Source organism: Gordonia rubripertincta (genome assembly GCF_038024875.1).
Taxonomy (GTDB): domain Bacteria; phylum Actinomycetota; class Actinomycetes; order Mycobacteriales; family Mycobacteriaceae; genus Gordonia; species Gordonia rubripertincta.
The window spans coordinates 1,281,687-1,302,610 of sequence record NZ_CP136136.1 but is presented as its reverse complement, the minus strand read 5'-3'; the positions used below and the strand labels follow the sequence as shown (position 1 = coordinate 1,302,610).

19 protein-coding genes and 1 pseudogene are annotated in these 20,924 nt (G+C 68.0%); 11 read left to right on the top strand and 9 right to left on the bottom strand.

All coding sequences use genetic code 11. From position 1 onward, the window contains the following. Positions 1 to 16: 16 nt before the first annotated feature. The gene (locus RVF83_RS05865) at positions 17 to 694 is read left to right on the top strand and encodes a YqgE/AlgH family protein (protein WP_005200643.1); all 678 of its coding nucleotides are present in this window, start codon (positions 17 to 19) and stop codon (positions 692 to 694) included. A gap of 107 nt (positions 695 to 801) precedes the next feature. After that, positions 802 to 2,847: a CocE/NonD family hydrolase gene (locus RVF83_RS05860; RefSeq protein ID WP_005200640.1), complete on the top strand. Its 2,046-nt coding sequence runs from the start codon at positions 802 to 804 to the stop codon at positions 2,845 to 2,847. A 22-nt stretch (positions 2,848 to 2,869) separates the two neighbouring features. Here the strand turns inward: RVF83_RS05860 and RVF83_RS05855 are convergent, their stop codons facing one another. Both RVF83_RS05855 and RVF83_RS05850 read right to left on the bottom strand, forming a co-directional pair. Next, positions 2,870 to 3,865, bottom strand: a complete 996-nt coding sequence (locus tag RVF83_RS05855) for a bile acid:sodium symporter family protein (RefSeq protein ID WP_005200638.1) — start codon at positions 3,863 to 3,865, stop codon at positions 2,870 to 2,872. A 28-nt stretch (positions 3,866 to 3,893) separates the two neighbouring features. Beyond that, on the bottom strand, positions 3,894 to 4,412 hold the full coding sequence (locus tag RVF83_RS05850; protein ID WP_005200636.1) for an SdpI family protein: 519 nt from the start codon (positions 4,410 to 4,412) through the stop codon (positions 3,894 to 3,896). Between the two features lie 131 nt (positions 4,413 to 4,543). Between RVF83_RS05850 and leuS the strand changes: the two genes are divergently transcribed. Then, positions 4,544 to 7,429, top strand: a complete 2,886-nt coding sequence (leuS, locus tag RVF83_RS05845) for a leucine--tRNA ligase (RefSeq protein WP_005200635.1) — start codon at positions 4,544 to 4,546, stop codon at positions 7,427 to 7,429. Between the two features lie 75 nt (positions 7,430 to 7,504). Here leuS and RVF83_RS05840 read toward each other — a convergent pair whose 3' ends face one another. Beyond that, a complete protein-coding gene (locus RVF83_RS05840; RefSeq protein WP_005200634.1) occupies positions 7,505 to 7,837 on the bottom strand; it encodes a TfoX/Sxy family protein in 333 nt (110 codons plus the stop codon). Between the two features lie 72 nt (positions 7,838 to 7,909). Here RVF83_RS05840 and RVF83_RS05835 point away from each other — a divergent pair, with 72 nt between their 5' ends. Both RVF83_RS05835 and RVF83_RS05830 read left to right on the top strand, forming a co-directional pair. After that, on the top strand, positions 7,910 to 9,100 hold the full coding sequence (locus RVF83_RS05835) for an acyl-CoA dehydrogenase family protein (protein ID WP_005200633.1): 1,191 nt from the start codon (positions 7,910 to 7,912) through the stop codon (positions 9,098 to 9,100). Positions 9,101 to 9,211: 111 nt separating this feature from the next. Next, positions 9,212 to 10,452: pseudogene (locus tag RVF83_RS05830) on the top strand (amidohydrolase). Between the two features lie 24 nt (positions 10,453 to 10,476). Here the strand turns inward: RVF83_RS05830 and RVF83_RS05825 are convergent. Beyond that, a complete protein-coding gene (locus RVF83_RS05825) occupies positions 10,477 to 11,328 on the bottom strand; it encodes an RDD family protein (RefSeq protein ID WP_039881151.1) in 852 nt (283 codons plus the stop codon). Between the two features lie 145 nt (positions 11,329 to 11,473). Between RVF83_RS05825 and RVF83_RS05820 the strand changes: the two genes are divergently transcribed. Further along, entirely contained in the window at positions 11,474 to 12,466 is a 993-nt protein-coding gene (locus RVF83_RS05820; protein ID WP_005200629.1) for a stage II sporulation protein M, read from the top strand. Between the two features lie 38 nt (positions 12,467 to 12,504). After that, positions 12,505 to 12,780: a hypothetical protein gene (locus RVF83_RS05815; protein ID WP_005200626.1), complete on the top strand. Its 276-nt coding sequence runs from the start codon at positions 12,505 to 12,507 to the stop codon at positions 12,778 to 12,780. A gap of 4 nt (positions 12,781 to 12,784) precedes the next feature. On the opposite strand, the gene RVF83_RS05810 is transcribed toward RVF83_RS05815, so the two are convergent. The 4 genes from RVF83_RS05810 to RVF83_RS05795 all read right to left on the bottom strand — a co-directional run bounded on the left by RVF83_RS05810 (position 12,785) and on the right by RVF83_RS05795 (position 17,057). After that, a complete protein-coding gene (locus tag RVF83_RS05810) occupies positions 12,785 to 14,077 on the bottom strand; it encodes a DUF58 domain-containing protein (RefSeq protein WP_341262006.1) in 1,293 nt (430 codons plus the stop codon). Then, a complete protein-coding gene (locus RVF83_RS05805) occupies positions 14,077 to 15,117 on the bottom strand; it encodes an AAA family ATPase (RefSeq protein WP_005200621.1) in 1,041 nt (346 codons plus the stop codon). Before RVF83_RS05805 ends, RVF83_RS05810 begins: the two co-directional genes overlap by 1 nt. After that, positions 15,114 to 16,310 carry a DUF4350 domain-containing protein gene (locus RVF83_RS05800; RefSeq protein WP_005200619.1) on the bottom strand — a complete coding sequence of 399 codons (1,197 nt, stop codon included), beginning with the start codon at positions 16,308 to 16,310 and terminating at the stop codon, positions 15,114 to 15,116. The genes RVF83_RS05805 and RVF83_RS05800 overlap by 4 nt, the downstream gene beginning before the upstream one ends. Positions 16,311 to 16,379: 69 nt before the next feature. After that, positions 16,380 to 17,057, bottom strand: coding sequence for a DUF4129 domain-containing protein (locus RVF83_RS05795; protein WP_005200613.1), 678 nt, complete (start codon positions 17,055 to 17,057; stop codon positions 16,380 to 16,382). 176 nt (positions 17,058 to 17,233) lie between these two features. Here RVF83_RS05795 and RVF83_RS05790 point away from each other — a divergent pair, with 176 nt between their 5' ends. Then, positions 17,234 to 17,623, top strand: a complete 390-nt coding sequence (locus RVF83_RS05790) for a nuclear transport factor 2 family protein (protein WP_005200612.1) — start codon at positions 17,234 to 17,236, stop codon at positions 17,621 to 17,623. Between the two features lie 99 nt (positions 17,624 to 17,722). Here RVF83_RS05790 and RVF83_RS05785 read toward each other — a convergent pair whose 3' ends face one another. Then, a complete protein-coding gene (locus RVF83_RS05785) occupies positions 17,723 to 18,403 on the bottom strand; it encodes an SDR family oxidoreductase (RefSeq protein ID WP_005200611.1) in 681 nt (226 codons plus the stop codon). A gap of 98 nt (positions 18,404 to 18,501) precedes the next feature. Between RVF83_RS05785 and ggh the strand changes: the two genes are divergently transcribed. The 3 genes from ggh to RVF83_RS05770 all read left to right on the top strand — a co-directional run bounded on the left by ggh (position 18,502) and on the right by RVF83_RS05770 (position 20,922). Beyond that, on the top strand, positions 18,502 to 19,842 hold the full coding sequence (ggh, locus tag RVF83_RS05780) for a glucosylglycerate hydrolase (protein ID WP_005200610.1): 1,341 nt from the start codon (positions 18,502 to 18,504) through the stop codon (positions 19,840 to 19,842). An 89-nt stretch (positions 19,843 to 19,931) separates the two neighbouring features. After that, a complete protein-coding gene (locus RVF83_RS05775; protein ID WP_005200609.1) occupies positions 19,932 to 20,267 on the top strand; it encodes a hypothetical protein in 336 nt (111 codons plus the stop codon). Between the two features lie 271 nt (positions 20,268 to 20,538). Further along, positions 20,539 to 20,922 carry a cupin domain-containing protein gene (locus RVF83_RS05770; protein WP_005200607.1) on the top strand — a complete coding sequence of 128 codons (384 nt, stop codon included), beginning with the start codon at positions 20,539 to 20,541 and terminating at the stop codon, positions 20,920 to 20,922. The last annotated feature ends 2 nt before the right edge of the window (positions 20,923 to 20,924 follow it).

The following is a 20,924-nucleotide window of genomic DNA, read 5'->3' as shown; positions in this document are numbered from 1 at the left end:
GTGCGATGATGGCTGAGTGGCCGGCGGTGACGACGCAGACGATCCCACACCGGAATTCCGCCCCGGGGATCCCTCGGCGGGCAGCGGTGACAGTGGCCGCATGCCGGGTGTCCCGTGGGACGCCGATCCCACCCATCGCGTCCGTCCCGGCACCGCGCTGATCGCGTCGACCGATCTCATCGAACCGACTTTCGCGCGCACGGTCATCTACGTCATCGAGCACAACGAGGCCGGCAGTCTCGGCGTCATCCTCAATCGCATGAGCCAGACCGCGGTGCACAACCTGCTGCCGCAGTGGACCGACATCGCCGCCTCACCCCGAGCGCTCTACGTCGGCGGCCCGGTCAAGCAGGACGCCGCCCTGTGTCTCGGCGTGATGAAGCACGGCTTCGACGTCGACGACCATCCCGCCCTCCGCCCCGTCGACGGTCGGGTCGTCCTCGTCGACCTCGACGCCGACCCCGAACCGCTGTCCGAGGTGCTCGAGGGTGTGCGCATCTTCGCCGGTTACAGCGGATGGGGAATCGGTCAGCTCGACGATGAGCTCGATCAGTTCAGCTGGATGCTCGCCTCGGCACTTCCCCGTGACCTGCTCGCCCCGCCCGGCGTCGACGTCTGGTTCGACATCCTCCGCCGGCAGCCGTGGCCGATGCCGCTCCTCGCGACGCACCCGATCGATCTCAGCCTCAACTGACCACCGGTGACCCGCATCACTCTTGATGCTAAGTTGTGATCGCTTGATCAGGTATCGCCGCGACGACGCACGACCGTCGGCGCGGCGAATCACACGCGGGGGTGTGTATGGGCGGGTCGTCGAAGAGTGTTCGTCTGCTGGCGGGGGTGATCGCACTCGTCGCGGTGCTGGTCGCGCCGACCGTTGTCGCCGGCGCCGCGCCGAGCGGTCCGACGGGAGGGTCGGCGGCAGCGCGTTGGGCCGCGAGCCACGACGGCCCGCAACCCTACGCCGGCGTGAACGTCAGCTGGGACGTGCCGATCCGGATGAGCGACGGCACCGTCCTGCGGGCGAACGTCTACCGGCCCGCCGACGCCCGCGAACGGCCGACGTCGACGAAGACCCCCGTCATCGTCAACATGACCCCGTACACCAAGCTGATCAGCTCGATAGGTTCCGCGGTCACCCAGCATCCGGTGCTCGAACCGTTCCTGCTGCAGCTCGCCCGGTCGATCAATCTGTCGGGCACCCCGATCGACGGCATCAACGACATCGCACACACCATCCGTGACGGCGGCGCCAAGACCTTCCTCGTCGACTTCGACCTCGTCCGCAGCGGCTACACACAGGTCGTCGTCGACGTACGCGGAACCGGCTTCTCCCAGGGCAAGTGGGATGTCTTCCAGGACCGCGAGCAGCGGGACACCGTCGAGGTGATCGACTGGGCGTCGAAGCAGCGATGGTCCAACGGCAAGGTCGGCATGTCGGGTGTCTCCTACTCGGCGATCAACCAGATCCAGGCCGCCAACAAGAACCCGAAGGCGCTCAAGGCGATCTTCCCGGTCGAACCGGGCGGCGATCTCATCCGCGACATCGTGGCGCCCGGCGGCGCACTCGGCGTCGGCTTCCTCCCCCTCTGGCTGACGCTGGTCAACACCACCAAGATGGTTCCGAACGTGGCGTCGATGCTGAACGGCACCTTCGACTGGAAGTGGCTGGCCGACCGGATCGCCGATCCGCTCACCTTCTATCCCCAACTCCTCGCCGGCCTCTTCACCCCCGACATCGCGTCGGTGCCGCCGGAGCTGAAGGAGTTGCTGGAGACCGACTCCGAGCCGCGCACGGCCTGGCTCGACCGCGCCGAGAACATCACCACGCCGACGTTCATCTACGGCGGTTGGTTCGACCTGTTCACCAACTCCGAAGTCCGCATGTACAACAAGATCCCGCTGCCCCCCGGCAAGAAGCAGCTGATCATGGGCGACGGTTATCACCTCACCATCGGTGGCGGCCAGCAGGGCCGTGCCGGCACGCCGCCGCGGCTCGACGTGCTGCAGAAGGCGTGGTTCGACAAGTGGCTCAAGGGAATCGACAACGGCATCGACTCCTACGGTCCGGTGAACCTCAAGCAGGTCGGTGACTCCTGGGTCACCGCGCAGCAATTCCCGCGCGCCGGGATGAAGCGCCAGCGCCTCTACCTGAGCGACCGTCGTAGCGGTACCGCCCCGTACGCGGTCCGCGACGGCAGCCTGACCCCGACGGCGCCGCAGTCGCAGGCGCGCATGACCATCGCCCCCGGTCTCGCACCCGTGTGTTCCCGCGACGCCGCGCAGCAGATGGCCGGCGCGCTGGCGATCTTCCCGGGCTGCTCCGACGACGCCCGGATCTCCGAGCGCGCCGCGCTGACGTTCACCACTCCCCCGATGACGACGACCCGCAGCGTGTCGGGTTACTCCAATGTCCGGCTGAACACCGTGCTCGACGCCACCGACGGCTACTGGACGGCCACCCTGAACGACGTCGCCCCCGACGGCACGTCGAAGGTCATCAGCTCCGGTCAGGTGGTCGCGTCGCTACGCGGATATGACCGTGCGGCATCACAATTCGCTCCGAACGGCGATGTGATCGACCCGTTCTACAACCTCACGCTGTCCACCCGGCAGCGGGTGGCGCCGGGCCGGCCGGTCAGCATCGACATCGGGTTGCTGCCCACCGAGGCGATCGTGAAGCCGGGTCACCGCCTGCGGGTCGACGTCTTCGCGATGAACTTCCCGCGCGGTCTGCCGCTGCGGCCGCTGCTCAACGAGTCCGGACTGAAGCCGCAGCACATCCAGCTCGACCCGAACCGGCCGAGCTTCGTGAACCTGCCGCTGTCGACGCCGATCGGTGGCTGAGGATCACAGCCCGTCGATCGAGCTAGCCGGCCGCGACTTTCTCCGCCTCACGCCCGTACCGCGTCGCCAGCCACGAGCAGATGATCAGCTGGATCTGATGGAAGATCATCAGCGGTAGGACGATGAGGCCGACGGTTGAGCTGGCGAAGAGGACGGTGGCCATCGGGAGTCCGGTGGCGAGACTCTTCTTGGTGCCGCAGAACTGGATGGCGATGGTGTCGGCGCGGTCGAAGCCGAGCTTCTTCGGCACCCAGCCGGTGACGACGAGCATGACCAGCACAAGTAGCAGCGAGATCACCGCGACAGCGATCACCTGTGTGGCGTCGACCGACGACCAGATGCCGTTCACGACGCCCTCGCTGAAGGCGACGTAGACCACGAGGACGATGGTGCTGCGGTCGGCGAGTTTGGTGATTTTGGCGTGCCGGGCGAAGAACGGCCCGACCCACGGCCGCGCCAGCTGGCCGAGCACGAACGGCACCAGGATCTGCGCCACGATCTTCAGGATCGACGTCGCGTCGATGCTGGCGTCGCCGGTGTTGTGCATCAGCGCGACCACGAGCAGCGGGGTGAGGAACACGCCGAGGATGTTCGACGCCGAGGCGCTGACGATCGCGCCGGCGATGTTGCCCTTCGCGATGGACGTGAACGCGATCGACGACTGCACCGTCGACGGCACGAGGCACAGGAAGAGCAGCCCGGCGTAGAGGTCGGAACCGATCATCGGCTCGACGACCGGCTTCAGGGCCAGACCGATGATCGGGAACGCCACGAACGTGAACGCCAGGATCGTCACGTGGAGGCGCCAGTGCTTCAGGCCTTCGAGCGCTTCACGTGGGTGGAGCCGCGTCCCGTAGAGGAAGAACAGGGCGCCGATCGCGATGATGACGACCCACTCGAACACGTCCCCGGCGGCACCGCGGACGGGGAGGAAGGCCGCGACGACGACGGCGGCGACGATCGCGAGGATGAATCCGTCGATCGGTGAGCGGTCGAGAAGGTTCTTGAGCGTGCGCATACGTCAGAGCTGCCGGCCGCAGGCCAGGTCAGGCCTGGGCGTCGCTCGAGCAGACGCCGCGGAGCGAGCACGCACCGCAGCTGCTGGTACCGCAGTCGGCGGCGGGCTCGGAGGCGCCCTGCTCACCGGCGGGATCGGCGTGGCTGTGCCCCTCGTCGTGGCCCGAGCAGCAGGAGCAACCCGCGTCCTCGGCCGGCACGGTGGCGGCGGCGCGGACGCCGATGGCGCTGACCAGGCCGATGATGACCAGTGCGGCCACCAGGGCGATGACGCCGAAGAGGATGGACCAGCCGCCGTCGACGGCGAGGGTGGCGACGGCACCGAGGACGAGGATCACGCTCGCCCCGATCGTGCCCGGTGCGGCGACGCGGTTGGCGACGCGGAAGGCCTCGTCGGAGCGCATGGTGTCGTCGGTACGAACACCGAACCGGCGATTGCGAGGGAGTGAGCCGCGGAGCCCGCGGGCCCCGACCGTGGCCCAGAGCCCGGCCAGCGCGAAGAGCAGCACGGCAACGGCGACGGACAGGGCGTTCACGACCCACAGCATACGACCGCGTCCACCGTGCAACCGAATCGAGCGTCGTCGGTGAGCTGCACCTCATAGATGTGTCCGCCCGGTCGCGGGTGGCGGGCTGACCGGATTTCAGGCTGGTCGGGCCCAGGATTTACCCTGGTCGGGTGACTTCAGTCGACACCACCAGCACCAACGGCTCCGCCGGCGCCACCGCTCATCGCTACACCGCAGAGGTCGCGGGCGAGCTCGAGCAGCGCTGGCAGCAGACCTGGTCCGACGAGCGTGCCTACGAGGCACCCAACCCCGTCGGACCGCTGGCCGGTGACCTGAGCGCGTTCGGCGGCGGCAGCGCCGATGCCCCCGACAAGCTGTTCGTCCAGGACATGTTCCCCTACCCCTCCGGCGCGGGTCTGCACGTCGGGCACCCGCTGGGCTTCATCGCCAGCGACGTCTTCGCGCGCTACCAGCGGATGACGGGCAAGAACGTCCTGCACACGATGGGCTTCGACTCCTTCGGGCTGCCGGCCGAGCAGTACGCGGTCCAGACCGGCACCCACCCGCGGACCACGACCGAGCAGAACATCGAGCGCTACCTGGGTCAGATCCGACGCCTCGGACTCGGCCACGACGAGCGTCGTCGTGTCGCGACCACCGACGTCGACTTCTACCGCTGGACACAGTGGATCTTCCTGCAGATCTACAACGCCTGGTTCGACGCGGACCAGGGCAAGGCCCGACGCATCGCCGAGCTGGTCGACGAGTTCGTCTCCGGCACCCGCGAACTCACCGGAGAGCACGCCGGGAAGTCCTGGGCGGACCTCTCCCCGGCCGAGCGCACCGCGGTGATCGACGACCACCGCCTCGTGTACCTGAGTGATTCGCTGGTCAACTGGTGCCCGGGTCTGGGCACCGTGCTGGCCAACGAGGAGGTCACCGCCGACGGCCGCAGCGACCGCGGCAACTTCCCGGTCTTCCGGAAGCACCTGCGGCAGTGGATGATGCGGATCACCGCGTACTCCGACCGCCTGCTCGACGACCTGGAGCTGCTGGACTGGCCGGAGAAGGTCAAGACCATGCAGCGCAACTGGGTCGGCCGCTCGCGTGGTGCGCAGGTCCGGTTCGGTGCGCCCGGTGTCGGCGACATCGAGGTCTTCACCACCCGTCCCGACACCCTCTTCGGCGCCACCTACATGGTCCTGGCGCCCGAGCATCCGCTCGTCGACTCGCTGATCGCCGACGCCTGGCCGGAGGGCACCGATGCCCGGTGGACAGGTGGCGCCGGCGATCCCGCAGGTGCCATCGCCGGGTACCGCGCTTCGATTGCAGCGAAGTCCGACCTCGAACGTCAGGAGAACAAGGAGAAGACGGGCGTCTTCACCGGCTCCTTCGCGGTCAATCCGGTGAACGGACACCAGGTTCCGGTGTTCATCGCCGACTACGTCCTGATGGGCTACGGCACCGGCGCCATCATGGCGGTTCCGGCACACGACGCCCGCGACCACGAGTTCGCGACCGTCTTCGGCCTGCCGATCGTCGAGGTCATCGGCTCCGACACCGACGTTCAGGCCGAGGCCTACGTCGGCGACGGCCCGCTGGTCAACTCCGACTTCCTGAACGGCAAGAACGTCGAAGACGCCAAGGCCGCCATCGTCGAACGCCTCGAGGCCGACGGCGTCGGCACCGGCAAGATCCAGTACAAGCTGCGCGACTGGCTGTTCGCCCGTCAGCGGTACTGGGGTGAGCCGTTCCCCGTCGTCTACGACGCCGACGGTCAGCCGCACGCGCTGCCGGAATCGATGCTGCCGGTGGAACTCCCGGAGGTCGAGGACTACGCGCCGGTCTCCTTCGACCCCGACGACGCCGACAGCGAACCGTCCCCGCCGCTCGCCAAGGCCTCCGACTGGATGACGGTCGAACTCGATCTCGGTGACGGTCCGAAGACCTACACCCGCGACGCCAACGTCATGCCGCAGTGGGCGGGCAGCTCGTGGTACCAACTGCGCTACATCGACCCCACCAATCAGGACACACTGTGCGACAAGGACAACGAGGCCTACTGGATGGGTCCGCGTCCGGAGTTGCACGGTCGGAACGACCCGGGTGGCCTCGACCTGTACATCGGTGGCGTCGAGCACGCGGTGCTGCACCTGCTGTACTCGCGGTTCTGGCACAAGGTGCTGTTCGATCTCGGTTACGTCACCAGCCGCGAGCCGTACCGAAAGCTGTTCAACCAGGGCATGATCCAGGCCTACGCCTACACCGACTCGCGCGGCATCTACGTACCTGCCGAGGAGGTCACCGAGGAGAACGGCACGTTCTTCTACAACGGTGAAGAGGTCACCCAGGAGTACGGCAAGATGGGCAAGTCGCTGAAGAACTCGGTGACCCCCGACGACATCTGCCGTGACTACGGTGCCGACACCCTGCGCGTCTACGAGATGTTCATGGGGCCGCTCGACCAGTCCCGCCCCTGGGCGACCAAGGACGTCGTCGGCTCGCAGCGCTTCCTGCAGCGCATCTGGCGTCTCGTCGTCGACGAGGAGTCGGGCACCTCACGTGTCGCCGACACCGAGTCGGACGACGACACGAAGCGCTTGCTGCACAAGACGATCGCCGGGGTCCGCGAGGATTATGAGGCCCTGCGCAACAACACCGCCGTCGCCAAGCTGACCGTGCTGACCAACCACCTCACCAAGAACTTCGAGAAGACCGGCGTCCCACGCGATGCCGTCGAAGCCCTGGTGATCATGCTCGCGCCGCTGGCCCCGCACATCGCCGAGGAACTGTGGCACCGCCTGGGCCACGGCACCCTCGTCGTCCGCGCGCCGTTCCCGGTGGCCGACGAGGCCTGGCTGGTCGAGGACACCATCGAGATCCCGGTTCAGGTGAAGGGCAAGGTTCGCAGCCGCATCACCGTCGCCGCCGACGCCGATGAGGACACCCTGCGAACCACCGCCCTCGCCGACGAGAAGATCGCCGCTCTCCTCGACGGTGCCGAGCCGCGCAAGGTGATCGTGGTGCCCGGCCGGATGGTCAACGTCGTCCCCTGACGCGGGTTCGATCACGGCGTGACGATCGGGAACCCCGGGTCGGGGTTGTCGATCAGTTCGATGACGGTGCCGGTTCTACTTCGGTGGGAGTCTCCGGGCGTAGTCGGCGCCGATGGTGACCCAGCGGGTCAATTGCCGATCCGACGCGATCCCCTCTTCGAAGACGCGCAGCCAGCCGAGCGTCTCGCGCGCCGACATGTGCATGGGGGCGGTGTGCGGGTACTCGAGCAGGGTGTGGGTCTCCTCGGGCGGCACGCGCACCATGATCCCGCCCTTGCCGCTGACGGTCACGGCCATGTTGCCGTTGATCAGGAAGGCCAGGCCGCCGAACATGGGCACCTCGTCCACGCCCACTTCCGTCGCGAGAAGCGCGCGGATGCGGAAGGCGAGTTCCTCGTCGTAGGCCACGGTTCCAGGCTATTCGGCGGGTGTGACGGGGAAAGACTTGGCAGCTAACTTACCGAGCAGTAAGGTCATGCCATGGCGATCAACCTGGAGCTCCCGAAGAAGTTCGATTCGACGGTCGAGCGCACCCACCTGGCTGCCGAGCACATCTTCCGGCCCATCTCGCGCAAGTACGACAAGGCCGAGCACGAATACCCGGTCGAACTCGATGACCTGGCGAAGCTCGCCAAGCAGGGACGCGGGTCGGAGAAGGCAGCCGACTCGTCGAGCAGCGACGACGCGCCGTCGGTCAACGGCGCCAACATGCGCGGCCTGATCTCCGCTCTCGAGATGAGCTGGGGCGATGTGGGCCTGCTGCTCTCCATCCCCGGTCAGGGACTCGGCAATGCCGCCATCGCGGCCGTCGCCAACCCCGAACAGCTCGAGAAGTTCTCCGACGTCTGGGCGGCGATGGCCATCACCGAGCCCAGCTTCGGTTCGGACTCCGCGGCCGTCTCGACGACGGCCACCCGCGACGGCGACGACTACGTCATCAACGGCGAGAAGATCTTCGTCACCGCCGGTTCGCGGGCTGATCACGTGGTCGTGTGGGCGACCATCGACAAAAGTGTCGGCCGTGCTGCCATCAAGAGTTTCGTCGTCCCGATGACGACCGAGGGTGTGACGGTCGCACGCCTGGAGCACAAGCTCGGCATCAAGGCCTCCGACACCGCGGTGATCCGGTTCGAGAACGCCCGGGTCCCCGCCGAGAACCTGCTCGGTTCGCCGGAGATCGACACCAAGAAGGCCTTCGGCGGGGTCATGCAGACCTTCGACAACACGCGCCCGGTCGTCGCCGCCATGGCGATCGGCCTCGGTCGCGCGGCACTCGAGGAGCTCCGCCGGATGCTCGAAGAGGCCGGCCACGAGATCGACTACGACCGCTCGGCCGCCGCCCAGCATGCGACCGTCGCCGAGTTCATCCGCCTTGAATCGGAGTGGGAGGCCTCGTGGTTGCACACCCTGCGGGCCGCCTGGATGGCCGACAACTCCCAGCCGAACTCCACCGAGGCCTCGATGTCGAAGGCGAAGGCGGGTCGTACGGTCACCGAGATCACCAACAAGGCCGTGGAAATCGGTGCGACCGCAGGTTTCTCGGAGACCTCGCTCCTCGAGAAGTGGGCTCGGGACTCCAAGATCCTCGACATCTTCGAGGGAACTCAGCAGATTCAGCAGCTGATCGTCGCCCGCCGCGTTCTCGGAAAGTCCAGCGCGGACCTGAAGTGAGGCGCGGGTTGTCCGTGCGGGAAGACTGATTCGCACACATGCGGACCCTCCCGCGTGTGACGACGGGGTCGGGCCGGAGCATCGGTCCGACCCCATCTTGGAGGTAGTGGCATGACCACTCCGGTAGACATCCCGATCGACCCGTCGCTCGTCGACCTCTACAAGGACCTCCACAAACACCCGGAACTCGGCTTCGGAGAACATCGGACCGTCGGCCTGGTTGTCGAGAGGCTCGAGTCGGCGGGCTTCGACGTGACGACCGGCGTCGGCAGGACCGGAGTGGTCGGGATCCTGCGGAACGGGGATGGTCCGACGATCGCGCTGCGCGCGGACATGGATGCCCTGCCCCGTTCGCGAGGACACCGGGCTCGACTACGCGAGCACCGTCACCGCCACCGACGACACGGGTAAGGACGGTCCCCGTCGCACACGCGTGCGGCCACGATCTGCACACCACATGTCTTCTGGGAGCGGCGGCAATCCTCGCCTCTGATACATCGGGATGGTCGGGTACTGTCGTAGTCATCTTCCAACCCGCCGAAGAACTCGGTGCCGGCGCGCAGGCGATGGTCGACGACGGCCTGTGGGACCGTTTTCCCAAGCCCGACGTCGTACTCGGTCAGCACGTCTCGCCCCTGCCGGCCGGCAAGATCGCCGGACACCCGGGAGCGTCGTACGCCGGATCGGATTCACTGCGGGTGAAGCTGGTGGGCCGCGGCGCACACGGTTCGATGCCGGAGGCCTCGGTGGATCCCATCGTGCTGGCGGCAGCGACGGTGATGCGGCTGCAGACCGTCATCTCGCGGGAGATCCCGAGTACCGCAACGGCCGTGCTCACCGTGGGGTCGATCCACGCCGGCGACGCCGCGAATGTGATTCCGGGAGAAGCCGAGATCCAGCTGAACATCCGGAGCTACAACGAGACCGTTCGTGGCAAGATCCTCGACAGCGTCGGGCGAATCGTGCGCGGTGAGGCGGCAGCCGCGGGAGCGCCGGAGGATCCGACGATCACCGAGATCGAACGGTTCCCGGTGGTCACCAATGATCCGGACGCACTGGGCAAGACGCTGAGCGCTTTCGCGGACTGGTTGGGCGCGACCAACATTCTCGATCCGGGAGCCGGCGCGGGCAGCGAGGATGTCGGCATCCTGGCCACCAGTTGTGGTGCACCATTGTCGTACTGGTTGCTCGGCGGAGCGGATCCGTCGCTGTTCACCACCGGCGACATGACGGACCCGGCGTTGCTGAAGGTGCCGTCGAACCACTCTCCGCACTACGCGCCGGTGATCGATCCGACGCTGGACATCGGTGTGCGGGCCCTGGTCCTCGCTGCCCGCACCTGGTTGGGGTAGCCCGATCCAGTAGGCCGGCCGGTCTCACCGCAACAATCTCTCCCGCAGGCGTGCTTCGCGCTCGAGTCGTTCGGTGTCGCGGCGCCGGCGTTCGGCCATGATCGCCGACAGCACGTCTTCGAATGACGCACCCTGAGGCGGTGCGGGTGCCACGAACGGCGCTGCGGCGAAGACGAGCCGGTGTGCGGCGGCAGCTCGCGGTGCGGGCTTCATGGCGTGCCGTCCGTTGAGGAACTGGCGGATGACCACGGCGAGGCCGTCGGGTAGGGCCGCCATGTCGGCCGACACCGCCCACGACGCAAGACCCGCGGGCATCTCGATGGGATGCTGCTCCTCGATGCTATGCCGGTCGCGGATCACGTACGTGCCGGCGAGGAGATCACCGAGACGCTTGTTCTTCCGCGAGATCGCCGCGCAGATCAGCGCGGGCAGGCCCAGGCAGGCGTACATCTCGATGAACCCGACGAGCGCACGGGTCAGCGACTGCCGAAAACCGGTGGGCCCGGCATCGTCTCGCAGGGTGCGCAGTCCGACTATCAGATGGCCGGCGGTCTTGCCGCCGGTGAGTGTCTCCGTGACGGTCGGTAGGGCGACGACGCTGATGATGGGCAGCAACGTGTTGACGGTGCCCCGCCACGCGTCGTTCAGGTCGCCGGTCACCTTGTACGACAGCCACCAGAGGAACAACCACAGGGTGATCCCCAGCGCGACGTCGATCATCCCCGAGAGAATCCGATAGCCGAGACCGCCCGGCGGCAGGGCGAGCGCGACCGCCTCACCGGAGACGAGGTCGTCGCGGCCCACGCCGACGGTGGCCGGCGCACCGGCACCCCGCACGGTCGGCGGCGGCCCGACCGGTACCGACGCACCCGCCAGCACCGGAGGTCGGGGTGGCAACGATCCGGGCGGCACCGCCTCACCATACGACGCCGAACGGGGTCCGCACGGCGCGCGCACACAGCAACGACGCCCGTCGAATGACACGCCGCGCACCTTCTCGGATGCCGGTTACGCTGGCCGCGTGGATCTCGACGCCTATGTATCCGCGCACCGCGCGACGTGGGAACGGCTCGACACGCTGTCGCGCCGGCGCCGGCTGACCGGAGCCGAGGCCGACGAGATCATCGACACCTATCAGCGCGTGGCCACACATCTCTCGGTGATCCGGTCCTCGGCCCCCGACGCCTCGCTCGTCGCGTACCTGTCGGCATTGCTGGCGCGGGCCCGGGGGCGGGCGTCGGGCACGCGGGTGAGTACCTGGTCGACGTTCGTCGACTTCTTTGCCGTCACGTTCCCCGCCGCGTTGTACCGCATTCGGTGGTGGTGGCTGACCGTGATGGGTGTCTGCCTGCTCGCGGCGGCCGTCATGACCTGGTGGGTTCTGGAGCACCCCCGCATCGAGAGTTCCTTCGCCTCGCCGCAGGAGATCGAGCGTCTCGTCACCAACGACTTCGAGAACTACTACAGCGAATACGAGGCGACCTCGTTCGCGGCGCGGGTGTGGACCAACAACTTCTGGCTCGCCGCGATGTGCATCGTCGTCGGCATCTTCGGCCTGCCGGTGATCTGGATGCTCTACACCAACATCCTGAACCTGGTGGTCATCGCCTCGATCATGATCCGGCACGGCCGCGGCGACCTGTTCTTCGGGCTACTCCTCCCACACGGCATGCTCGAGCTCACCTGCCTGTTCGTCGCCGCGGGGGTCGGCCTGCGGATCTTCTGGTCGTGGGTGTCACCCGGGAACCGAACGCGCGCAGCCGCTCTCGGTGAGGAAGGACGTGCCGCGACCGGTGTGGCGCTGGGCCTCGTCGTCGTGCTGCTGCTGTGCGGGGTCATCGAGGCCTTCGTGACACCCTCACCGCTGCCGACCTGGGCGCGCATCGGGATCGGCGTGACCGCCTGGCTGCTGTTCATGGCCTATGTCTTCGTCGCCGGACGCCGCGCGCACGAGTCCGGTGAAACCGGCGATCTCGCCGAACTCGATCGCGGACTCACCGCACCCACCGTGTAGGAATGGACGGAGTGCATCCACCCGAGAGGAACACCCGAATGGCCAAGAACGACAAGTCCCTAGACGCGGTCTCGCTGATCGGCGGAGGTCTCGCCGCGGTCGGTCTGACGCACTTCGTCAAGCCGGAGCTGTTCGCCCCGATCACCGCGCCGGTGTTCCCCGAGGACACCACCACCTGGACCTACCGGAACGGGGCGTGCGAGACCGCGATCGGCGTCGCGCTGGTGTCTCCCCGTACCCGCCGGCTCGGCCTGGCCGGACTCGCCGGTTACCTGGGTTTCCTCGGCTACCGCGCGGCGAAGGCCAAGAGCTAGTCGGCTACAGCAACCCGCGTGACTTCAGCAGCAGATAGTGATCGGCGAGCCGCGCGGGGAGCTTCTCCGGCGGAGCGTCCACCACCTCGACGCCGAGCCGGCCGACGGCAGTGGCCGTTCGGTTCCGCAGGGTGACGGTCCGGGCCGCGGCCGCCGCGTCGTAGACCGCGTCCGGACTCTCCCTGGCCGCGATCATCTCCTCCAGCGCCGGGTCGGCGACGGATCCGATGACGACCTTGTAGCGCTGCGCGAGAACCGACAGCGGCGCCAGGAGTGACTCCTCGACGGCCGCCGGCTCCAGCGGGGTCAGCAACACGAGCAGAGCGCGCTGGCGGCTGATCTTCGCGACCTCCGCCCCGAGCATCGGCCAATCCGCCTCCAGCAGAGCCGGTTCGAGGTTGGCCATCGCGGTGACCAGGGTGTTGAGCAGCGTCGTGCGGCCCACCCCGACCACTCGCCGGTGGACCCGTCGATCACCGGCGATGAGGTCGACGCGGTCGCCCGCATGCGAAGCCAACGCGGCGAGAAGCAGGGCGGCGTCCATCGCGGCGTCCAGCCGGGGGACGTCGCCGACGCGGCCGGCGGATGTGCGTGACGTGTCGAGCACGATGACGATGTGACGATCCTTCTCCGGCTGCCAGGTGCGCACAACGGTCGACCGGCGTCGTGCGGTCGCTCGCCAGTCGATACTGCGGACGTCGTCGCCCTCGACGAAGTCGCGCAGCGAGTCGAATTCGGTTCCCTGCCCGCGTATCCGGACGGCGGAACGGCCGTCGAGCTGACGCAGGTGGGCGAGCCGGGAAGGCAGCAGGCGCCGTGATCCGAACGGCGGGAGCGCGCGGACCCGGCCCGGTAGCGGCACGCTGCGCTGCCGGCCGGCGAGTCCGAGAGGGCCGAGGCGACGGACCGTCACCCGCACCGCGAGCCGGTCGCCACGGCGCGTCGGGGTGAGAGTGGTGGTCACCGTGCGGGTTTCACCCTGCGGCACGGTGAGGCGATGGACCGCGTCGGCGGCACCGGCCGACGGTTGCCAGCTGTCGCGCAGGACGCCGCGGAAGGTGCCGGTTCCGGTGTTGGTCACCATGATCGAACACGAGGTGGTCTCCCCGAGCCGCACCGGCCCGGGCACCGACCGTGCCAGGGCAACGGTCTTCGTCGACCCGGCGAGCGCGAGATCGAGGCACATCAGCAACACGCAGCACACCACCCAGAACACCGGGACTGCATAGTTCGGCCACACCAGGATCGGCACCGCGCCGAGCAGCACCAGGATCAGGAACCGGCCGGTGAGGAACATCAGCGCGGGACGGGAACCGAGTTCACGGCGGCGTCGAGGACCGAACCCACCGACACCCCTTCGAGTTCGGCCTCGGGACGCAGCGACAGCCGGTGCGCGAGCGTCGACTGTGCCAGCGCCTGAACGTCATCCGGGGTCACGAAGTCGCGACCGTTCAGCCAAGCCCAGGCTCGGCTCGTCGCGAGCAGGGCGGTCGCGCCTCGCGGACTGACGCCGAGCGCGAGGGACGGGGAGAACCTTGTCGCACGGGCGATGTCGACGATGTAGGCGGCAACCTGCGGTGCGACGCCGACGCGGCGGACCTGTTCGATCCCGGCCTCGACGTCGGCGGCCGAGGCGACCGGCCGGAGTCCGGCCGCGGCGAGATCGCGCGGATCGAATCCGGCCGCATGCCGGGTGAGGACCGTGATCTCGTCCTCGCGGGCCGGCAGGGGCAGCGTCACCTTGAGCAGGAAGCGGTCGAGCTGTGCCTCCGGCAGCGGGTAGGTGCCCTCGTACTCGACGGGGTTCTGCGTCGCCGCTACCAGGAACGGGCTGGGCAGCGGACGGCCGACGCCGTCGACGGTCACCTGCCGTTCCTCCATCGCCTCCAGCAGCGACGCCTGCGTCTTCGGCGGGGTGCGATTGATCTCGTCGGCCAGCAGCAGGTTGGTGAACACCGGACCCTCGCGGAACGTGAACTCAGAACTGGAGGCGTCGAATACGAGCGACCCCGTCACATCACCGGGCATGAGGTCCGGGGTGAACTGCACGCGTTTGGTCTCCACGTCGAGCGCGGCCGCGACCGACCTGACGAGGAGCGTCTTCGCGACACCGGGTACGCCTTCGAGCAGGATGTGCCCGCGACACAGCAGTGCGATGAGGATGCCGGCGACCGCCGGGTCTTGTCCGACAACCGCTTTGGCGACCTCGGCACGTACCGCGCCGAGTGCGTCGCGCGTGGCGGTGTTCGACGACGGGGCGGGGCCGCCGTGGGGACTGTGCGGTGCCGTCTTCTCGAACGGGCCGGGGCCGAAGGTGCGGGATGGATCGACGGTCATGGCGTGTGTCGGACTTCCTTCTCGAGGGCGGTCAGTTCGCTGCTGAACAGGACGAGGCCGGTGTCGGTGGTGGGGAGCGGTCCGGCGAGCAGGGCGCGCACCCGGGCGAGGTCCCTCCCGGTGGCGGACACGACGGCGGTGATGATGGCGTGGACTGCCGGGTCGGCGGTTTCGCCGCGCGCCACAGTCGCCTCCCATCCGGGTATGGCCAGTTCGTCGGTGGCCCTCCCACCGTCGTAAGGCAGGCCGAGGTACGAGGCGAGCGAGGTCAGCGTGTGGATCCTCAGTGCGGCGGCGGACCGGGCGTCGGCGCGGGCCTTGTGGTACATCCGTCCCCGCGCCTGGGTGGTCTCGATCGCCTTCACGACCGCCGGCAGCGGCTCGGTGACCAGCGCGCCGAACCGCCGACCCCGCCAGAGCATGAGCGTCAGGACCGCGAACGCGGCGAGCACGATCAGCGGGCCGATCGCCGCCGGGATGTCGGTGTCCTCGTCCCCGGTCGGCACCTCGTCGGTGAAGAACGGTATGTACCAGAGGACGTCGTCCGCGTCGGCGAAGAGCCGGGTGGCCACCCCGGCGTTGTCCCGGAGCGCGAGGTTGTCGTTGATCAGCATGTCACCGCTCACGACCACGATCTCCGGACGGCCGGCGGCGGCCGGCAAGTACAGCACATTCGACGCGGCGCCGGTGGTGAAGCACGACGTCACCCCGGGTGCGGAGCTGCTGTAACCGAGTGTGCCCCCGGTGATGGTGTCGTCGGCGGCGATCTCGGCGGTCGCGCAGCGTGCGGGTACGGCGGTCGGGGCACCGCCGAACTCCAACCGGACGGGTAGTTCGAGGAGCGACAGGGCGTTGTCCTGCGGCGCGATGAGGATCACCCGGTGCGCCTCGGACACCCGGTCGAGGAACTGTTGCGCGGTACCGGGATTCAACGCACCCACCGATGACACGACGACCGTCGTACTGCCGCTGGGGCGTGGAGCGTCGGCGAACTCGTCCAGCCCGCGTGCCTGACGGACGTCGCCGTCGTGCTCGTCGATGATCCGGGCCAGGGCGCGGGCGCCCTGGGGCCTGGGGTTGTCGGGGTCGTAACTCACCCCGGGCCCGGGTTCCGCTCCGAACACGGTCAGAGCGGACACTCCGAGCAGGCCGATCGCGCCGACCACCACGACGACGAGAACCACCACGAGCACCCCAGATCCATCGCGGCGTACCGCGCTTCGGCGGGGCGGGTGCGATCGACGGAGCACGGGTCGTCGAGGTCACCGGGGAACCGCCAGTCGACGAGGACCCGAGGTGTCCACCGCGTCGGGTTGGGCGGCAGACACCGCACGCTCGAGATCGAGCACCGCACGCGCCGACCCGGCGGCCGCATGTCGGTCGCCATAGGCGATCGCGTCGAACAGATCAGCGGCGCTGCGGAGTTCGACACCGTGAGCGGTGAACCGCGAGGCGAGTTCGACGGCCACCTCGTGTGCGGTGAGGGACGGTTCGTCGGCGAGCAGATCGCGTTCGATGGCGCGTCGGGCGAGCGCACGCACCGCGGCGATGACACTGGCGTCGTGATCGCCCGCAGCGTAAAGGGTCTCGGCCTCGGCACGGAGTTCCTTCGCCGAACGCGCCCCGGACAGCACCACCTTGGTCGCGGTCGTGTCGGCGGTCTTCGGTGCCCGCGGGATGCGTCGAACTCGACGGATTACCAGCACGGCGAGCCCGGCGACCAGGAGGATCACGAGCACGATGACGATCGCCCGGATCGTGTCCGAGCCACCGAACAGGTCGAGGATGTTGTCGGCGATCCACTCCCACACACGGTCGCTGAACTCGTCCCACCACGACGGTTCCGGCGGCTGGTAGATGTTCTTGGAGAGCTCGTCCTCGGCCCAGCGTCGGGCCTCCTCGTTGCCAGGGTCCAGAGGAGCAGCCAGGATCGGGGTCACGGATACCGGCCTTTCCGCGCTGCTGGACCTCGTTGGTTCACGGACTCGAGCCCCGCGGGAGCTCTTGCGGCGAACGTATCAAAGAACCCCGCGCAAGCACCGGAAACATCCACCGGTCGACGGACGCGCGTGCTACGGTGCGGAACTAGAACACGTTCTAATTTCTTGGAGGATTCATGACCGTCGAGCAAGCCGACCTCGCCGACAAGATCGACGCGGCGGTCGACGCCTACGTCGAGCTGCTGAACAACGGCACCGCCGAACAGATCGCCGACCTCTACGCGCCCGACGCGACGGTCGAGGACCCGATCGGCGCCGACATCCGCAACACCCGCGAACAGCTCGTCGAGTTCTACTCGGTGATCACCGGCATGGACGAGCGCACCGCGACCCTCAAGTGGAAGAAGGTCGCCGGCGACACCGCGGTCTTCGAGTTCACCCTCGTCACCAAGACCTCGGGTCTCGCCTTCGAGATCACCCCGGTCGACATCATGGTCTTCAACGCCGACGGCAAGGTCTCGTCCATGCGCGCCGTCTGGCGTCCGGAGGACCTGACGCAGCTCTAGTTCTGATCCCTGCGGTGCGAGGGTCGCCCCTCGCTCCCTGAGGTGCGAGCGTCGGCCCCCCTCGCTCCCTGAGGTGCGAGCGGAGCGAGCCTCGAAGGGTCAGCCCCGGCCCGTCGGCCGCAGCACGATGTCCTGCGGATGGGCGTCGGCCGGGGTCTGAATGGCGTGCACGACCGCGGCGGCGACCGACTCCGGGCGCAGGAACTGCGAGGCGTCGTAGTCCCGGCCTTCGATAGCGACCAGTTCGCGCTGCATGTCGGTGTCGATGCGTCCGGGATAGACCGAGGTGACCCGCAGCGTCGGCTCCTCGGCGCGGAGAGAGTCGGCGAGTGCACGCAGGCCGAACTTGCTCGCGGCGTACGGAGCCCACCGGGGTTTGGCGTTCCGGCCTGCCCCGGAGTTCACGAAGACGACGTGGCCTTCCGCCTGCCGGAGGGCAGGCAGGAGGAGCCGCGTCAGTTCGGCGACCGCCACGAGGTTCACCTCGAGGACGTGATGCCATTCCTCGACCGGAGTGTCCGAGACGTGCTCGAGACTGCTGCCGACGCCGGCGTTGTGGACCAGGACGTCGAGTTCGCTGATGGTCTCCACCGCGGCGGCGACCTCGTCGTAGTCGGTCAGTTCGACGGCGAAGGTGCTCGCGCCGTCGAGCTCCGTGGCGAGGTGGTCGAGTTCGGGTGAGGGGCGGCCGCCCAGCAACAGGTCATGCGTGGGGGCGAGCTGTCGGGCGATCTGGGCGCCGAGGCCACGACTGGCCCCGGTGATCAACGCGGTGGGCACTCTGCCCACCCTACTGCTCCGAGACGGGCCGGCCGAGCGCCTGCGGCTCGCGTCACCTTGGTGAGCATGTGAGGGCGCCGCGGGGCACAATCGTCGGCGTGGCCAGGTACGGATTCACCCCAACGCAGCTGTCGGCACGTGCCGCTTATCTGCTGCGCGGCAACGACCTGGGCACCATGACCAGTGCGGCGCCCAAGCTGTACCCGCACATGTGGAGCTGGGACGCCGCGTTCGTGACCGTCGGCCTCGCACCGCTGTCCGTCGAGCGTGCGGTGATCGAGATGGACACCCTGCTGTCGGCGCAGTGGCGCAACGGCATGATCCCGCACATCGTGTTCGCCAACGGCCGTGACGGATACTTCCCCGGTCCGTCCCGGTGGGAGTGCGCACGACTCGCCGAATGCGCCCCCGACTTCCCGGACACCTCGGGCATCACGCAGCCGCCGGTCCACGCGATCGCGGTGCAGCGCATCCTCGACCACTCCCGCCGCCACGGTCGGACGACGCGGGCGGTGGCGAACGAGTTCATCGACCGCAGGTGGAGTTCGCTCGTGCGCTGGCATCGCTGGCTGGCTCATGCCCGGGATCCCATGGGGCGCGGCCGGATCACGATCTTCCACGGCTGGGAATCCGGTATGGACAACTCGCCGCGTTGGGACTCGGCGTATGCGAATGTCGTTCCCGGACTGGACCTTCCGCCGTACGCACGCGCCGACCTCGACCACGTGTCTGACTTGTCGATGCGGCCCACCGACCTCGAGTACGACCGGTATATCTGGCTCGTAGAGCAGATGAAGCGGGCGCATTACGACGACGACGTGTTGCCGAAGGTCATGAGTTTCGCCGTCGAGGATGTGTTCGTCAGCGCGATCTTCGCGGTGGCCTGCGATGTCCTCGCGACGATCGGCGAGGACTACTCCAAGCCGCTCGCCGACGTTCGCGATCTGCGCGCCTGGGCCGATCGGTTCCGCGCCGGCGTCGTTGCCGCCGCCAACGACCGCAACGGTGCCGCACGGGATTTCGACCTGCGTGCCACCTCCTGGATCACCACCGAGACCATCGCCGCGTTCGCGCCGCTCATCTGTGGCGGTCTCCCCCGCGAGCGGGAACGCGCTCTTCTGCGGCTGTTCGACGGCCCGCGTTTCTGCGGTCACCCCGACCTCCGGTACGCCGTCCCGCCGTCGACGTCGCCGATCTCCGCGGACTTCCGTCCGCGCGAATACTGGCGCGGTCCGGTGTGGCCGGTCATGACCTGGTTGTTCAGCTGGGCGTTCGCACGTCGTGGCTGGACCGAGCGGTCGGCTCGCCTCCGCGAGGAGGGTCTGCGTCAGGCCACCGACGGCTCCTTCGCCGAGTACTACGAGCCTTTCACCGGCGAACCCCTCGGCAGCATGCAGCAGAGCTGGACCGCGGCGTCGGTGCTGGACTGGCTCGACTGAGAGGCGATTCGACTACCCGGGAGGTAGTGGCTTCCGCACGTTCCTGGGCGGAGTCTGGAGTCACAGCAATCCGTCTCAGGAGGTGTCCGATGACCGCGGCCTCGACCACTCACCGGAACCGAAGACCCCCTCTGGGCGCGACACCCACGGCCTCGACGCCGCGCTGGCTGGTGGCGGTGGCGCGATGCGACCGCGCGCTCTCGTCGTGGTTCATCGGGGCCGGCTTCTTCTTCGCCCCGCTCCTGATCATCCTCGACCCCTGGCCGTTCGCCGTGGCCGTCGCGTGGGTCGCGATCTCACTGTCCGGGTTGTGGCTCGGATTGCTCGGGGCGTTCATGGCGGCGGGGCTCGCTCGCGTACTGCGTGCCGGTGACGTGATCCCCGACGAGTTCTGGTCCGGGTTGCTCGACTATCGCCGGCCGTAGGCGCGCGGAGCGCTCACAAGATCCGTTCGCGATCACCCGATTCGCGTGAGCGCGAACGGATCATGTGATCGAGACCGCGACTGGCTGCGGCACCGCATCCACTCGGCCCTCGACTCATTACAAAGCCGTCACACTGCTGAAACACGCCACTTGTTTCATGACAGGGGTCAGCGTCTACTCCGATGAGTCACCACGAACCCCGGTGGCTCCAGGACGCCGAACACGTACCCCGACGAGCGCGTAGCGCACAAGTGAGACATGGAGGAGCATTGTGACGATCGAGAGTGCCAAGGCGTTGGAGTTCCGGGTGACCAGCGACGCCTGGAAGAACCTGCCGAAGATGCCGGAGACGGAGTACCCGGGCACCGAGGGTTTCATCGGTGACGTCTACGAGAACCCGGACGGCAGCCCGATGTGCAGCGGCTACTTCGAACTCCGTCACACCGACGAGCCGCTCTACTACGAATACGAATACGACGAGATGAAGGTCGTGCTCGAGGGCGAGTTCCTGCTGGAGAACAAGGAGACCGGGCAGAAGATCGTAGCAAAGGCGAAGGACGCCATCTTCTTCCCCAAGGGTTCGAAGATCTACTTCAGCACCCCCGACTACGCACTCGCCTTCTACACCGGCCAGCGCGACGCCACCCTTCTCTGAAC

Bases quoted from the DNA above. Each gene is read 5' to 3' on its own strand.
- RVF83_RS05860 (WP_005200640.1), top strand. From the start codon at position 802: ATGGGCGGGTCGTCGAAGAGTGTTCGTCTGCTGGCGGGGGTGATCGCA.
- RVF83_RS05855 (WP_005200638.1), bottom strand. From the start codon at position 3,865: ATGCGCACGCTCAAGAACCTTCTCGACCGCTCACCGATCGACGGATTC.
- RVF83_RS05850 (WP_005200636.1), bottom strand. From the start codon at position 4,412: ATGCTGTGGGTCGTGAACGCCCTGTCCGTCGCCGTTGCCGTGCTGCTC.
- RVF83_RS05835 (WP_005200633.1), top strand. From the start codon at position 7,910: ATGGCGATCAACCTGGAGCTCCCGAAGAAGTTCGATTCGACGGTCGAG.
- RVF83_RS05815 (WP_005200626.1), top strand. From the start codon at position 12,505: ATGGCCAAGAACGACAAGTCCCTAGACGCGGTCTCGCTGATCGGCGGA.
- RVF83_RS05810 (WP_341262006.1), bottom strand. From the start codon at position 14,077: ATGTTCCTCACCGGCCGGTTCCTGATCCTGGTGCTGCTCGGCGCGGTG.
- RVF83_RS05805 (WP_005200621.1), bottom strand. From the start codon at position 15,117: ATGACCGTCGATCCATCCCGCACCTTCGGCCCCGGCCCGTTCGAGAAG.
- RVF83_RS05790 (WP_005200612.1), top strand. From the start codon at position 17,234: ATGACCGTCGAGCAAGCCGACCTCGCCGACAAGATCGACGCGGCGGTC.
- RVF83_RS05775 (WP_005200609.1), top strand. From the start codon at position 19,932: ATGACCGCGGCCTCGACCACTCACCGGAACCGAAGACCCCCTCTGGGC.